Source organism: Nonomuraea solani (genome assembly GCF_900108335.1).
In the GTDB taxonomy this organism is placed as follows: Bacteria; Actinomycetota; Actinomycetes; order Streptosporangiales; family Streptosporangiaceae; genus Nonomuraea; species Nonomuraea solani.
Genome location: NZ_FNVT01000012.1, coordinates 207,354 through 220,919, shown reverse-complemented (window position 1 = coordinate 220,919; position 13,566 = coordinate 207,354). Strand labels below are relative to the sequence as shown.

Below are 13,566 nucleotides of genomic sequence, written 5' to 3'. Positions count from 1 at the left end.
TGAGACGGCTGCATACCGGAGGGCCACGGGAGGTCGCGGGCTACCGCCTGCTCGGCGGGCTCGGCGACGGCGGGCAGGCTCGGTGTTCCTGGGGAGGGACGCCACGGGCGCGCACGTGGCCGTCAAGGTGCTGCACTGTTGCTGAGCCCGTCTGGGCTGATCAAGACGGGCTCCGTCCGTTCGGTGGCCACCTTCGGTGAGGGCCTGGCCGCCGTCACGGTGGGCCGTACCACCGCCCTGTACGACCTCGGCACCGGCGCACGCGTCCGCGACTTCACCACCGGCACGGCGAACGTGGGCGTCACGTCGGCCGACGGCCGGCATCGGCGGCAAACTCCGCGCCTGGAGCCTGGTCCCCCAAGGTTGAGCCGCCGCATGGAGCCTGACAGTGCGGGGCTGCGCCCGTCGCGCGTGGGCGTGCAGTCCCTGATGTGGGCGTACCGATAGGCTCTGATGGCATATTGCCTTTCAACTAGGAGCGCATCCCGTGGCTACCATCGAGGTCGTATACGCTCGCGAGATCCTCGACTCCCGGGGCAACCCCACGGTCGAGGTCGAGGTGGTGCTCGACGACGGAAGCACCGGTCGTGCCGCCGTGCCGAGCGGGGCGTCCACCGGCCAGTTCGAGGCGGTCGAGCTGCGTGACGGCGGCAAGCGTTACGGCGGCAAGGGCGTGGAGAGGGCCGTCCTCGCCGTGACCGACGAGATCTTCGAGGAGATCAACGGCGTCGAGGCCGAGGACCAGCGCATCATCGACCAGATCATGATCGACCTGGACGGCACGCCCAACAAGTCGAAGCTCGGCGCCAACGCCATCCTGGGCGTCTCGCTGGCCGTCGCCAAGGCCGCCGCCGACAGCGCCGACCTGCCGCTTTTCCGCTACCTGGGCGGCCCCAACGCCCACGTGCTGCCCGTACCGATGATGAACATCCTCAACGGCGGCGCGCACGCCGACACCAACGTGGACATCCAGGAGTTCATGATCGCGCCGATCGGGGCGGAGACGTTCCGTGAGGCCGTGCGGATGGGCACCGAGGTCTACCACGCGCTCAAGGGCGTCCTCAAGGAGAAGGGCTACGCCACGGGCCTGGGCGACGAGGGCGGTTTCGCGCCCAACCTGCCCTCCAACCGTGACGCGCTCGACCTCATCCTGGTCGCCATCGAGCGGGCCGGCTACACGCCGGGCGAGGACATCGCGCTGGCGCTCGACGTGGCCGCCTCCGAGTTCCACAAGGACGGCGTCTACACGATCGACGGCAAGGGCCTGTCGGCGCAGGAGCTCATCGAGTTCTACGCGGACCTGGTGGCCAACTACCCGCTGGTCTCCATCGAGGACCCGCTCGACGAGGAGGACTGGAACGGCTGGAAGGCCATCACCGACGCCCTCGGCGCCAAGGTGCAGCTCGTCGGCGACGACCTGTTCGTGACCAACCCGGAGCGGCTGGAGCGCGGCATCAAGGACGCCACCGCCAACGCCCTGCTGGTCAAGGTCAACCAGATCGGCACGCTGTCGGAGACCCTCGACGCGGTCGACCTGGCCCACCGCAGCGGCTACCGCTGCATGATGAGCCACCGTTCCGGCGAGACCGAGGACACGACGATCGCCGACCTGGCCGTGGCGGTCAACTGCGGTCAGATCAAGACCGGCGCGCCCGCCCGTTCGGACCGGGTGGCCAAGTACAACCAGCTCCTGCGCATCGAGGAGCTGCTGGATGACGGCGCCCGCTACGCGGGTCGCGCGGCGTTCCCGCGTTTCCAGCGCTAGTTTCGAGTACGGCTCGCGGCACCCCGAACCTGCCGCGAGCCGTCCTTGAGGGGGTGTGCAGCACTTGGCGAAGAGACCGCAGCTCACCGGGCGGGCCGCCATCCTGGCCGTCGTGGTCTGCGCGATCGCGATGAGCCTGGCCTACCCTGTGCGCGAATACATCAGCTTCCGCCGCAGCATCTCCGAGCTGCGGGCGGAGAAGGCCAGGGTCGAGGCGGAGAAACAGGCGTTGCTGGCCCGCGACCGGCAGAGCGACGACCCCAACTGGATCAAGAAGACGGCCAAGGAACGACTGCATTACTGCGGGCCCGGCGAGAAGTGCTATGTGGTGATGCAGCCGGAAACGGGCAAGGAACAGACGGCCGTGAAGCAGCCGCCGGTGGTTCCGCCGTGGTACCAGACGCTCTGGGAGTCCGTGGAGGCCGCCGACAAGGGCACCGGGCAACGGGCGGTCACCGGGAAGGAAAGTGTTGGAAGGTAAAGACGTCGAGACCGTGCACAAGCAGCTCGGGAGGCCGCCCAGAGGGCTGCGCGCGGTGGCGCACCGCTGCCCGTGCGGCAATCCCGACGTGGTGGAGACCGCGCCCAGGCTGCCGGACGGCTCGCCCTTTCCGACCCTCTACTACCTGACCTGCCCCAAGGCCGCCTCGGCCATCGGCACGCTCGAAGGCTCGGGCCTGATGCGCGAGATGCAGGCCAGGCTGGCCACCGAGCCCGATCTGGCGGCCGCCTACCAGGCCGCGCACGACGACTACGTGGCCAGACGCGACAAGGCCGCCGAGGACGAGGGCATGGAGCCGCTCCCCGGCGACATGCAGAGCACGGGGGGCATGCCGAAGCGGGTCAAGTGCCTGCACGCGCTCGTGGCGCACGAGCTGGCGGCGCCCGGTGCCAACCCGTTCGGCAGGGAGGCGCTCGATGCCCTCCCCGACTGGTGGAGTGACGGACCATGCGTGTAGCCGCCATCGACTGCGGCACGAACTCCGTACGCCTGCTCATCGCCGACGTCGGCGACGACGAGCTGCGCGACGTCGAGCGGCGGATGGAGATCGTCCGCCTGGGCCAGGGCGTCGACAGGACCGGCAGGCTCGCGCCCGACGCGCTGGAGCGCACGTTCAAGGCCATGCGCGCCTACCGGGAGCTGATCGACCGGCACGGCGCCACCGCGACCCGCGTGGTCGCCACGAGCGCGACCAGAGACGCCGCCAACCGGCAGAAGTTCGTGGCCGGCGTACGCGAGATCTTCGGGGTCGAGCCCGAGGTCGTCACGGGCGCCGAGGAGGCCGAGCTGTCGTTCACCGGCGCGACCAGGGGCCTGCTGCGCCTGTCGCCCGAGACCGAGGTGCCGCAGGGGCCGTTGCCCCCCTACCTCGTGGTCGACATCGGCGGCGGGTCCACGGAGTTCGTGGTCGGCTCCGAGCACGCGGAGGCGGCGCTGTCGGTGGACATCGGCTGCGTACGCCTGACCGAGCGGCACCTGCGCGACGCGGGCGACCCGCCGGAGGCGCTGTCCCTGGAGGCCGTGGTGGCCGACATCGAGGAGGCGCTCGACCGGGTCGAGGCGGAGGTGCCGGTACGCCGGGCGCACACGCTCGTCGGCCTGGCGGGCTCGGTGACGACGATCGCGGGCATCGCCCTCGACCTGCCCGCCTACGACCCGGCGCGGATCCATCACTCCCGGCTGTCGGCCGACCAGGTGCACGACGTGACGCGGCGGCTCCTCGCGATGACCCATGGTGAACGCGCCGAGCTTGCCGTGATGCATCCCGGGAGAGTTGACGTGATTGGCGCGGGTGCGCTAATTCTTGACCGTATCGTCCGCCGCTTCGCGTTTTCCCAGGTCGTCGTGAGTGAGCACGACATCCTCGACGGTATTGCCTGGTCCCTGGCAGCCGCGTAGCTGAAGAAATCCGGACATTTCCGATCTGTGGGTCGTGTTGAGCGTGCAAACAGTATTGTGATTAGGTAAAGGGGCATTACGGGGGCTTTGCCATATTGCTGTGCGCAAAAAGCGGCGGCGTGGCGACCGTTCCCGAGCGCGTCTCTTCCCTCACGGAATGGAGCACTCTCACATGATGTCTGTTGGTTTAGTACGTAAGGTCTGCGCGTTCGGCGCGTCGGCCGCCGTACTGTCCGCTCTGGCCGCGGGCCTGGTCGCCAGCCCCGCACAGGCGGCGACCGCGGGTCCCAAGGTCGCGGTCTCCGCGCCTAAGGCCTCCCCTGGTGACTTCGAGGGGTCGTGCCCGGCCAAGGTCAACTTCGCGTCGACCATCAAGGTGCCCGTCAAGGGCAAGACGGAGCTGGCCTACCGCTGGCTCCACGGTGACGGGTCCAAGAGCAAGGTCAAGGTGATCAAGCTCACGGGCAAGGGCACCAAGTCGGTGACGGTCCGTCAGTCCATCACCTTCAAGGAGGACGTCAAGGGCTGGGAGGCCATCCAGGTCCTCGGTCCGAAGAAGGTCACCTCGAAGAAGGGCTACTTCTCGGTCTCCTGCGAGAAGCCGCGTCAGGACAACGTCCGTACGCACCTCGACGTGTCGGTCTCGGCGAGCGCCTGGGCCAGCCCGAGCAGGTACGTCGGCCCCTGTACTCCTGGCGACAAGATCGACTTCGTTGGTCTGATCAAGGCCGACCGCCCGACGTCGGTGCGTTACCGCTGGGTTCTCAACGGTGAGGTCGTCGACTACGGCAGGGTCCGGGTCCACGAGGCCCGCAAGGTCGGCTTCGGCATCTCTCCGCGTCACAGCCAGCGCGGCTGGGCGCAGCTGCAGGTCCTCAGCCCTGACGGCGCCTACTCGAACAGGGCCTACTACAAGGTCTCCTGCCGCGACGAGGCTCCCGACACCCGGGTGAGCGCTTCGGCTTCGGTGTCGACCACCAGCGACTGCAAGGTCAACGCGAGTGGCTCGATCGACTCGACCGGCCCCGGCCGGGTCCGCTGGACCTGGCTCGTGAACGGCAAGCCGGTGTCCTCCGGTGACACCTACTTCGGTCACCACGGCGGCTCCAAGAGCGTCGACTCGATCTCCAGCGCGCTGACGGGTGACGCCACCAAGGGTGGCACCGTGACGCTGTCGGTCAGTGGTCCGGACAACAGTGTCTCGGTCAGCAAGGTCTACTCCGCGTGCTCGGCCCCCGCGCCGGCTCCGGGTGCGACCACCGCTCCTCCCACCACCCAGCCGTCCGTTCCCGCCCGCCCGAACGCGTAACAACGTTCGAACGGGTGACCACGGTCACACGTTGAGTGGTCGAACCGGGCGGTGCCTTCGGGCCCGCCCGGTTTTCCTTGTTGGCACTACTGCGCTTTGCACAGTAGTGTGCATCGCGTGGATAGCAGCCAGCTGCTCAAGGGCGTGCTCGACCTGGCCGTGCTCGCCGTGCTCAACGAACGCGACGGCTACGGCTACGACGTCGTGCGCAGGCTCAGGGAGGCGGGTCTGGAAGAGGTGGGCGACGCCTCCGTCTACGGCACGCTGCGCCGCCTGTTCAAGGCCGGCGCGCTGACCTCATACGTGGTGGCCTCCGACGAGGGGCCGCACCGCAAGTACTACGGGCTCAACGACGTCGGCAGAGGCATGTACGCCACCTCCGCCAAGACCTGGGCCTCCTTCTCGGCCACCATGGCTGCCCTGCTTCAGGAGGGACGAGCATGACCCCCGACCAGTACGCGCAGGCCGTACGTGACGCCCTGGCCGGCCATCCCGACAGGGAAGAGCTGCTGGAGGACCTCGACGACCACCTGACCGAGATCGCGGCGGACTCCGACGTGCCGCTGGAGCTCCGCCTCGGCCCGCCGGAGATCTACGCCGAGGAGCTGGCCGCCGCCTACGGAGGGCGCCCCAGGAGCGGCCCCAGGCGCCGTGTGGACCCGCGCGCGTGGGCGCTGAGGGCGCACGCGGGGCTGATGGGCCAGGGCCCCTACCGGAGCTTCGCAGGCTTCCTGCCGGAGCTGCGGCCCGGCTGGTGGGTGCTGCGCGGCTATTTGCTCACCATGTTGCTGCTGTCGGCGACCAGCGGCGAGAGGCTGGTCCCGTCGGGTCTCGCCGACCTGGCGGCCGTCGCCGTGGGCATCTGGGCCTCGGTGTGGTTCGGCCGCCGGCGCTGGGGCCGGCTGCTCACGCTCGTGGCCGTGGCCGCCAACGTGGCGGCCGCGCTGGTGCTGCTCAGCGGGCTGGGCTCGGCCGGCTTCGACGACCCGCCGCCGGCGGTCTACATGGCCGAACGGCAGCCGGTATGGGTGGACAACGCCTCGACCGAGGGCGTCTACAACATCAAGCCGTACGCCAAGGACGGCACCCCGCTGACCGACGTCTACCTCTACGACCAGGACGGCAAGCCGCTCACCACCAATCCCGAGCAGTACGGCTACCAGGTCGACAGGTCGTGCGGCGCGCCGATACTCAACCGCTACCCCCTGCCACTGGTCGAGGAGTGGACAAAGGAGCCGGGCGTGCCCTCGCCCGCGCCGTCGGCCTGCCCGACCCCGACCGGCCCGACCCCGAGCGCGACACCCAGTCCCGCGTCGACCAGGTGATCGGGCACCATCGGTGTCATGAGTTCCGTACCTCCTGGCACCGGCTGGCCCGGCGACCCGGCGACCGCTGACACCCCGGTCGCCCTCGACCCCGCGGACGTGCGCCGCCTCGCCGCCACCAGCGGCACCCTCGCGGAGCTCACGGCCCGGCAGTCCGTCTGCCGCGCCTGCCCCCGCCTGGTGGCCTGGCGCGAGGAGGTCGCGCGGGTGAAGCGGCGCGCGTTCGCGGACGAGACGTATTGGGGCCGTCCCGTCCCCGGCTGGGGCGACGAGCGACCGCGGATCCTGGTGGTCGGCCTGGCGCCGGCCGCCCACGGGGGCAACAGGACCGGGCGGATCTTCACCGGCGACCGCAGCGGCGACTGGCTGTTCGCCTCACTGCACCGCACCGGGCTGGCCGCGCGGGAGACCAGCACGTACGCGGGCGACGGGCAGGCGCTCATCGGCGCGCGCGTGGTGGCGCCGGTGCGCTGCGCCCCGCCCGCGAACAAGCCGGAGCCCTCGGAGAAGGCGACGTGCCTGCCGTGGCTGGAGCGCGAGATCGAGCTCGTCGCGCCGCACGTGCGGGTGGTCGTGGCGCTCGGCGGCTACGCCTGGCAGGCCATGTGGCCCGCGCTCAGGTCGGCCGGCTACGAGCTGCCGCGCAGCCGCCCGCCGTTCGGCCACGGCGCCGAGGCCGAGATCCGGTACGGCGACGCCCCCGTGACCCTCATCGGCTGTTACCACCCGAGCCAGCAGAACACCTTCACCGGCCGCGTCACCGCCCAAATGCTGGACGACGTCTTCCAAAGGGCCAGGTCACTGGCTGTGTGACGCGTCGCACCATCCCCGGATTGGATTCCTCGAGCGCACTTGACGTAGGCTTGTGAATGCTTTCACAAGCATTCCACGAGGGATGGGGCCGCAGGATGAACCAGCACATCTTGATCGTCGGCGGCGGATACGTCGGCCTGTACACGGCGCTGCGGCTGCAGCGCAAACTCCACCGTGAGCTGCGCTCCGGCGAAGCCCGCATCACGATCATCGACCCCCAGTCCTACATGACCTACCAGCCCTTCTTGCCGGAGGCCGCGGCGGGAAACCTCTCGCCGCGGCACATGGTGGCGCCGCTGCGCCGCATCCTGCCGAAGGCGCGCATTCTCAACGGCATGGTCACCAAGATCGACCACGCGGGCCGCACGGTCACCTTCCAGCCCGCCGAGGGCGAGCCTCGTCAGGTGGCCTATGACGTCATCGTGATGGCCGCCGGGTCGATCTCCCGTACGCTGCCGATCCCCGGGCTCACCGACATCGGCATCGGGTTCAAGACCGTGGGCGAGGCCATCGCGCTGCGCAACCGCGTGCTCCACCTGCTCGACGTGGCCGAGTCGACCGACGACCCGGAGGTGCGGCGCAGGGCGCTGACGTTCGTGGTGGTCGGGGCCGGTTTCGCGGGCGTCGAGGCGCTGGCCGAGCTGGAGGACATGGCCAAGCACTCCACGCGCTACTACCGCAACATCCAGCCGTCGGACATCCGCTGGGTGCTCGTGGAGGCCACGAACCGGGTGCTGCCCGAGGTCGGCCCCGAGATGGGCAAGTGGACCCTGGAGCAGCTGCGCGAGCGCGGCATCGACGTCAAGCTCGACACCCGGCTCGAGTCCTGCGAGGGCGGCCGCGTCGTGCTCTCGGACGGCTCGGAGTTCGACGCCGAGACCCTCGTGTGGACCGCCGGCGTCAAGCCCAGCCCCGTGGTCAACGACAGCGACCTGCCGCTCGACGAGCGCGGCCGGATCAAGGCCACCGCCATGCTCACCGTGGCGGGCACGCAGGGCGCGTTCGCGGCGGGCGACGCCGCCGGGGTGCCCGACGTGACGAACCCCGGCCAGTATTGCGCTCCGAACGCCCAGCACGCCGTCCGCCAGGCCAAGGTGCTGGCCGACAACATCATCCGTCACCTGCGCGGACAGGAACTGGTCGAATACCGCCACAAGTATGTCGGATCAGTGGCCGGTCTGGGTCTGCATCAGGGTGTCGCCAATGTCTATGGCGTCAAGCTTCGCGGATTCCCTGCGTGGTTCATGCACCGCACCTACCATCTGTCGCGGGTGCCGACGCTGAACCGCAAGGTCCGTGTCGTCGTCGATTGGACTTTGGCCCTGTTCTTCAAGCGAGAGACGATCTCTCTGGGTGAGATGGAGCACCCGCGCGAGGGCTTCAGGGCCGCGGTGGCGACGACTCGCCGCTAGCCCAGGTACGGCAGCGCCCCGGTGAGCATCACCGGGGCGTTTTCGGCACCCCTGGTCGCAAGCGGAAGGGGTACCACGGGTGGGGCTCTCAGCGGTGACCGTGCTCGGCGTCGACCGGCCCGGCGTGATCGCCGCCGTCACCGGTTCGCTCGCCGACTGCGGAGCGAACATCCAGGACTCGACCATGACGCTGCTCGGCGGCCACGTGGCGATGATGCTGCTCGTGTCGGGCGAGCTGGACTCCGCCGAGCTGCTCAAGCGCCTGGGCACGCCCGACCTGGTGGTGACCGCCTCGGCCATAGAGGCCCGCCGCCACTTCTGCGACGGGGGCGACGGCCTCGGCTACGTACTGACCGTGCACGGCCCCGACCGGCCGGGCATCATCTCCGCCATCAGCGCGGTGCTCGCGGCGGACGGCGGCAACATCACCGGCATGAGCACCAGGCTCACCGGCCGCCTGTACGTGCTGATCGCCGACGTCGAGCTGCCGAAGGACGTGGACGTGGCGGCGCTCATGCGCAGGCTGGCGGCCGTCGGCACCGGACTCAACGCCGAGATCACCTTCCGCCCCGTCGAACCGGACCTGCTGTGAGCCGGCCCGAAGGCACCGTCAGACAGGTGATCGGCGCCCCGCACCCCCTGTTGTCCGCCATGGCCGAGTCCGTGGACCCGACCGACCCCGACGTGGTGGCCGCGGCGGCCGATCTGCTCGCCACTTTGCGCACGGAAGCCTCCACGATGGGTCTGGCGGCCCCCCAGATCGGCCTGAGCTGGCGCCTGATCGCCTTTGACGCCCAACTCCACCCCAGGAGCCGGTCATGGGCCGGAGAGCTCGTGGTGGCCAATCCACGGCTCGCACGGGCATCCCACTGGGATCACGGCCGGGAGGGGTGCGCGTCCATCGCCGGACTGACCGCTGATGTGCTGCGTGCGACGCGTATCACCGTACTTGGGCATTTGCCAGGCACCGGCGAGGCGGTCACCATCGAAGCGGATGCGTTCGAAGCTCGCTGCATTCAGCACCAACTGGACCATCTGGACGGTCTACTCTTCTTGGACAGAGTGCCGGGAGCGCTATCACTTCACCGCAGACTTCACAGTTGTGACGCTTGATGCGAAGTTGTGCTCCTCGGAACCATGGTCCGTTTCGTATGATTGCGGCGCCCCCGTAGCCCAATGGCAGAGGCAAACCCCTTAAAAGGGTTGACGTGCGGGTTCGAATCCCGCCGGGGGCACTGCCATCTTCGATGGTCTTCCAGGTCTCTGACCTGGATCTTTACCGCGATCGTCGAAACGGGCCCCCGCCAGGCGTTCACCGCCGGTATCGAGTTGTCACGCACAAGGTGCGTCTTCCGCCGATCACTGCTGGTGGGGGGTTGGTTACGTACTGATTCACACAGGTGAGTAACCTCCCCCTCCGGGTGGCCTCCTGTTTGCCCGCTCGAAAACTTTTTGTGCTCCTGGTGATATTGACAACGTGTGAGAGTTTCTTTCTGTGAATGGTTGACTACGCTTTACAACCGGCCTTTTCGCTCCTGGAAAACGCAAGGGGGACGCCGCCGCTGGTCGGGCGGCCCTCCGGGAGGATTTTCCGTCCTCCGCCACCCCGGGAACTTCCGGCCGGACGGGTTCGTTGTCAACGGAGCCGTACCACCCATGAACATCGATCTGAGCGTCAGTTGACCAAGGTGCCGCCGCGCCCCGTAGGCTCGGCGTCACAGGAGGCAGCGATGGAGAGCAAGAACCCCGTTTTCAGCAGGGCGCGCCGGGAGGGCCCGGGCTGGGCAGGACCCAACCCGACCCCCGACCAGTTGCAGAACATGTACGACGCCCCGTCGTACGCCCAACCGTCCCGGCCGGCCTTCCGGACCATGACGCTCGACGACGTCGTGGTCCGAGGGTTCCTGACCCTCGGCACGCTCGTCGTGGCGGCGGCCGCGGCCTGGATCCTTCAAGTCCCGCCCGCCGTGGCCATCGGCGCCGCGATCGTGGCGTTGATCCTCGGGCTGATCGCCTCGTTCACCATGAGCACCAATCCGGCCCTCATTCTGGGCTACGCGGTGTTCGAGGGTGTCTTCCTGGGCGCGATCAGCTCCGTGTTCGAAAGCATGTTCAACGGCATCGTGCTCCAAGCGGTGCTGGGCACGGCGTTCGCGTTCGGCGCGGTGCTGACCGTCTACGCGCTACGCGTCATACGCGTGACGCCCAAACTGGTGAAATACGGCATCGCCGCCGCGATCGCGGCGGTCGGGCTCGTGCTGGTCAACCTGATCGTCGGGCTGTTCAACGGCGGCGTCGGCCTCGGCCTGCGCACCGACAGCCCGCTCGGCTGGGGCTTCAGCATCATCATGATCCTGATCGGCTGCTTCTTCCTCCTGCTCGACTTCGACCAGATCGAGCAGGGCGTCAAGCAGGGCGCGCCGGACAAGTTCGCCTGGCAGTGCGCGTTCGGTCTCACGCTGAGCCTGGTGTGGATCTACCTGGAGGTGCTGCGCTTCATCAGCTACTTCAGTAGCAGCGATTGATCTTGCGTCACCTGGGAGGGCCTCGCCGTCACGGCGGGGCCCTCTCGCGCTGTGCGACCGAAAAGCTACCTGCCGTCACAAAATGATGCCTGGCTCAGGGGTTGCCATTCGCACGTCTGTGTTGCAGTGTCAAGCAAAGGACCTTAATCCGCGGAGGTGCCCATGTCCTTGAACCACTCACCGGAGACGCAGACGAAGCTCATCGCAAGGGTCCCGACCATAACGGGACGCGAACTCCCCGAGTGGTTCCAAGCCATCGACAACGGCCCGGCTTTCCTGAGGTGCGACGAGCGGGCCAACTGGCTTGCCGACGAGCACGGGCTGACCCACGGCTACGCCGCCGCGATCGTGCACGAACACGAGCGGCATCGCCGTAACCGCATGGGCTTCATCTAGAGCCCACCGCCCTTCGCGCCCGTGTCCTTTGGCACGGGCGCGTCATCATGGGGGCATGGATCTCGACAAGGCACTGGCCTTCCTCCGCAACAACCACCACGCGATCCTGCTGACCCGGTACGGCGATGGGCGCCCGCAGATGTCACCGGTCACGGCAGGGGTTCAGGACGGCCTCGTGGTCGTCAGCACCCGGGAGACGGCGGTCAAGGTCCGTAACGCGCGCCGGGACCCGCAGGTGTCCTTGTGCGTCTTCACGGACCGCTTCTACGGCGACTGGATCCAGGTGGACGGCACCGCCGACATCCTCTCGCTGCCTGAGGCCATGGAGCCGCTCGTCACGTATTACCGGGACATCTCGGGCGAGCATCCTGACTGGGATGACTATCGGGCGGCCATGGAGCGGGATCGGCGCGTGATCATGCGGATCACGCCCCTGAAGGCGGGGCCGGACCGCCACGGGTAGGCCGGTTCCCGCCTCACGTTCTTTCCCGCCGCACTTCGGCGAGGTCCCTTTGGGAAAAAGGGCAAGGGCGAGGCGGCGGCCTGGTGGTCACGGCACCACGTGGCCGGGTGAAGGCGGCGAGGCCGCTGGGCCTGCGGCCGGGGGCCTCGCGTGGCCGGGGTTAGGGCGGCGGGGCCGCTGGGCCTGCGGCCAGGGCCTCGCGTGGCCGGGTGAGGGCGGTGCTGTGGCGGGCAGGGAGGCCGCGTAACCGGGTGGCGGGGGCTCGCGTTACGGCGGGCGCCGTCATCCGGTCAGCGGCCGTTTCCCTGGACCGCCTCAGCCACGTGCGGCGGGTGGTGAGCCACGGCTCGTCGTAAGAGGAGCTGGAAGGCCCTGGGGTCAGCTCAGGCGCTCAAGGATCATCGCCATGCCCTGGCCGCCGCCCACGCACATCGTCTCCAGGCCGATGCTCTTGTCGTGGTGCTGCAGGCTGTTGATCAGCGTCGAGGTGATGCGGGCGCCCGTCATCCCGAACGGGTGCCCGACCGCGATCGCCCCGCCGTTGACGTTGAGCCGGTCGAGGTCGATCCCCAGATCCCGGTACGACGGGATCACCTGCGCCGCGAACGCCTCGTTGATCTCCACCAGGTCGATGTCATCGATCGCCATCCCCGCCCTGGACAGCGCCTGCTTCGACGCCTCCACCGGCCCGAGCCCCATGATCTCCGGGGACAGCCCCGTGACCCCGGTGGACACGATCCTGGCCAGCGGCGTGATCCCGAGCTCGGCCGCCTTGACATCGCTCATCACCACGACCGCCGCCGCCCCGTCGTTCAGCGGGCAGCAGTTGCCGGCCGTGACCGTCCCGTCGGGCCGGAAGACGGGCGCCAGCGTCGAGACCTTCTCGTACGTCGTCCCCGCCCGCGGCCCGTCGTCCTTGGCCACCACCGTCCCGTCCGGCAGCGTTACGGGCGTGATGTCCTTCTGCCAGAACCCGTCGGCCAGCGCCTTCTCGGCCAGGTTCTGCGACCGCACCCCGAACTCGTCCTGGTCCTGACGGGTCACCCCCTTGAGCTGGGCGACGTTCTCGGCGGTCTGGCCCATGGCCACGTAGACGTCGGGGATCTCGCCGTTCTCGCGCGGGTCGTGCCAGACGCGCCCGCCCTCGGTGAAGGACTTGGTACGCGCCAGCGCGTCGAGGAAGGCCGGGTTGTGCGTGTCGGGCAGCGAGTCGGAGTTGCCCTTGGTGAAGCGGGAGACCATCTCGACCCCGGCCGAGACGAACACGTCGCCCTCGCCCGCCTTGATGGCGTGGAAGGCCATCCTGGTGGTCTGCAGGGACGACGAGCAGTAGCGGGTCACGGTGGTGCCGGGCACGTTGTCCAGCCCGAGTTGCACCGCGACCACGCGGGCCATGTTGAACCCCTGCTCGCCTCCCGGCAGCCCGCACCCCAGCATGAGGTCCTCGATGGAGGCCGGGTCGAGCTGGGGCACCTTGGCCAGCGCCGCCTGGATCATCTGCACGGTCAGGTCGTCGGGACGGATCTCCTTGAGCGAACCCTTGAAGGCTCGTCCGATCGGTGAACGCGCGGTCGCGACGATGACTGCCTCGGGCATGGCCCCTCCTTTGTCGGCGCTGATAGTAGAACTATATTCCAGTTCTCCGCGCAAGCCCCCCG

At 68.8% G+C, this 13,566-nt stretch carries 16 protein-coding genes and 1 tRNA gene; 16 read left to right on the top strand and 1 reads right to left on the bottom strand.

Features of this window, described 5'->3' with window-relative positions; all coding sequences use genetic code 11:
* The first annotated feature begins 138 nt into the window (after positions 1-138).
* From C4V41_RS36145 to C4V41_RS36070, 16 genes are all read left to right on the top strand, one after another.
* Positions 139-447 carry a hypothetical protein gene (locus tag C4V41_RS36145; RefSeq protein WP_103960472.1) on the top strand — a complete coding sequence of 103 codons (309 nt, stop codon included), beginning with the start codon at positions 139-141 and terminating at the stop codon, positions 445-447.
* Positions 448-487: 40 nt separating this feature from the next.
* Positions 488-1,765: a phosphopyruvate hydratase gene (gene eno / locus C4V41_RS36140; RefSeq protein WP_103960471.1), complete on the top strand. Its 1,278-nt coding sequence runs from the start codon at positions 488-490 to the stop codon at positions 1,763-1,765.
* Positions 1,766-1,829: 64 nt separating this feature from the next.
* Positions 1,830-2,246, top strand: coding sequence for an FtsB family cell division protein (locus C4V41_RS36135; RefSeq protein ID WP_103960607.1), 417 nt, complete (start codon positions 1,830-1,832; stop codon positions 2,244-2,246).
* Complete coding sequence (locus C4V41_RS36130) at positions 2,236-2,724, top strand: DUF501 domain-containing protein (protein WP_103960470.1); 489 nt, start codon at positions 2,236-2,238, stop codon at positions 2,722-2,724. The genes C4V41_RS36135 and C4V41_RS36130 overlap by 11 nt, the downstream gene beginning before the upstream one ends.
* The gene (locus tag C4V41_RS36125; RefSeq protein WP_103960469.1) at positions 2,715-3,665 is read left to right on the top strand and encodes a Ppx/GppA phosphatase family protein; all 951 of its coding nucleotides are present in this window, start codon (positions 2,715-2,717) and stop codon (positions 3,663-3,665) included. The genes C4V41_RS36130 and C4V41_RS36125 overlap by 10 nt, the downstream gene beginning before the upstream one ends.
* A 172-nt stretch (positions 3,666-3,837) precedes the next feature.
* Entirely contained in the window at positions 3,838-4,974 is a 1,137-nt protein-coding gene (locus C4V41_RS36120; RefSeq protein WP_103960468.1) for a hypothetical protein, read from the top strand.
* Between the two features lie 117 nt (positions 4,975-5,091).
* Entirely contained in the window at positions 5,092-5,418 is a 327-nt protein-coding gene (locus C4V41_RS36115) for a PadR family transcriptional regulator (RefSeq protein WP_103960467.1), read from the top strand.
* The gene (locus tag C4V41_RS36110; RefSeq protein WP_103960466.1) at positions 5,415-6,299 is read left to right on the top strand and encodes a hypothetical protein; all 885 of its coding nucleotides are present in this window, start codon (positions 5,415-5,417) and stop codon (positions 6,297-6,299) included. The genes C4V41_RS36115 and C4V41_RS36110 overlap by 4 nt, the downstream gene beginning before the upstream one ends.
* An 18-nt stretch (positions 6,300-6,317) precedes the next feature.
* Positions 6,318-7,112 carry a uracil-DNA glycosylase gene (locus C4V41_RS36105; protein ID WP_103960465.1) on the top strand — a complete coding sequence of 265 codons (795 nt, stop codon included), beginning with the start codon at positions 6,318-6,320 and terminating at the stop codon, positions 7,110-7,112.
* Positions 7,113-7,207: 95 nt separating this feature from the next.
* Positions 7,208-8,524 carry an NAD(P)/FAD-dependent oxidoreductase gene (locus C4V41_RS36100; RefSeq protein ID WP_103960464.1) on the top strand — a complete coding sequence of 439 codons (1,317 nt, stop codon included), beginning with the start codon at positions 7,208-7,210 and terminating at the stop codon, positions 8,522-8,524.
* A gap of 79 nt (positions 8,525-8,603) precedes the next feature.
* Positions 8,604-9,116: a glycine cleavage system protein R gene (locus tag C4V41_RS36095; RefSeq protein ID WP_103960463.1), complete on the top strand. Its 513-nt coding sequence runs from the start codon at positions 8,604-8,606 to the stop codon at positions 9,114-9,116.
* 26 nt (positions 9,117-9,142) lie between these two features.
* On the top strand, positions 9,143-9,637 hold the full coding sequence (locus C4V41_RS36090; RefSeq protein WP_200824453.1) for a peptide deformylase: 495 nt from the start codon (positions 9,143-9,145) through the stop codon (positions 9,635-9,637).
* A 49-nt stretch (positions 9,638-9,686) separates the two neighbouring features.
* A tRNA-Leu gene (locus tag C4V41_RS36085) sits at positions 9,687-9,759 on the top strand.
* A 495-nt stretch (positions 9,760-10,254) separates the two neighbouring features.
* On the top strand, positions 10,255-11,049 hold the full coding sequence (locus C4V41_RS36080; RefSeq protein ID WP_103960462.1) for a Bax inhibitor-1/YccA family protein: 795 nt from the start codon (positions 10,255-10,257) through the stop codon (positions 11,047-11,049).
* A gap of 162 nt (positions 11,050-11,211) precedes the next feature.
* Positions 11,212-11,445: a DUF4287 domain-containing protein gene (locus tag C4V41_RS36075; RefSeq protein ID WP_043628756.1), complete on the top strand. Its 234-nt coding sequence runs from the start codon at positions 11,212-11,214 to the stop codon at positions 11,443-11,445.
* Between the two features lie 55 nt (positions 11,446-11,500).
* On the top strand, positions 11,501-11,908 hold the full coding sequence (locus tag C4V41_RS36070; RefSeq protein ID WP_103960461.1) for a PPOX class F420-dependent oxidoreductase: 408 nt from the start codon (positions 11,501-11,503) through the stop codon (positions 11,906-11,908).
* Between the two features lie 378 nt (positions 11,909-12,286).
* Here C4V41_RS36070 and C4V41_RS36065 read toward each other — a convergent pair whose 3' ends face one another.
* The gene (locus C4V41_RS36065; RefSeq protein ID WP_103960460.1) at positions 12,287-13,504 is read right to left on the bottom strand and encodes an acetyl-CoA C-acetyltransferase; all 1,218 of its coding nucleotides are present in this window, start codon (positions 13,502-13,504) and stop codon (positions 12,287-12,289) included.
* Positions 13,505-13,566: the final 62 nt, after the last annotated feature.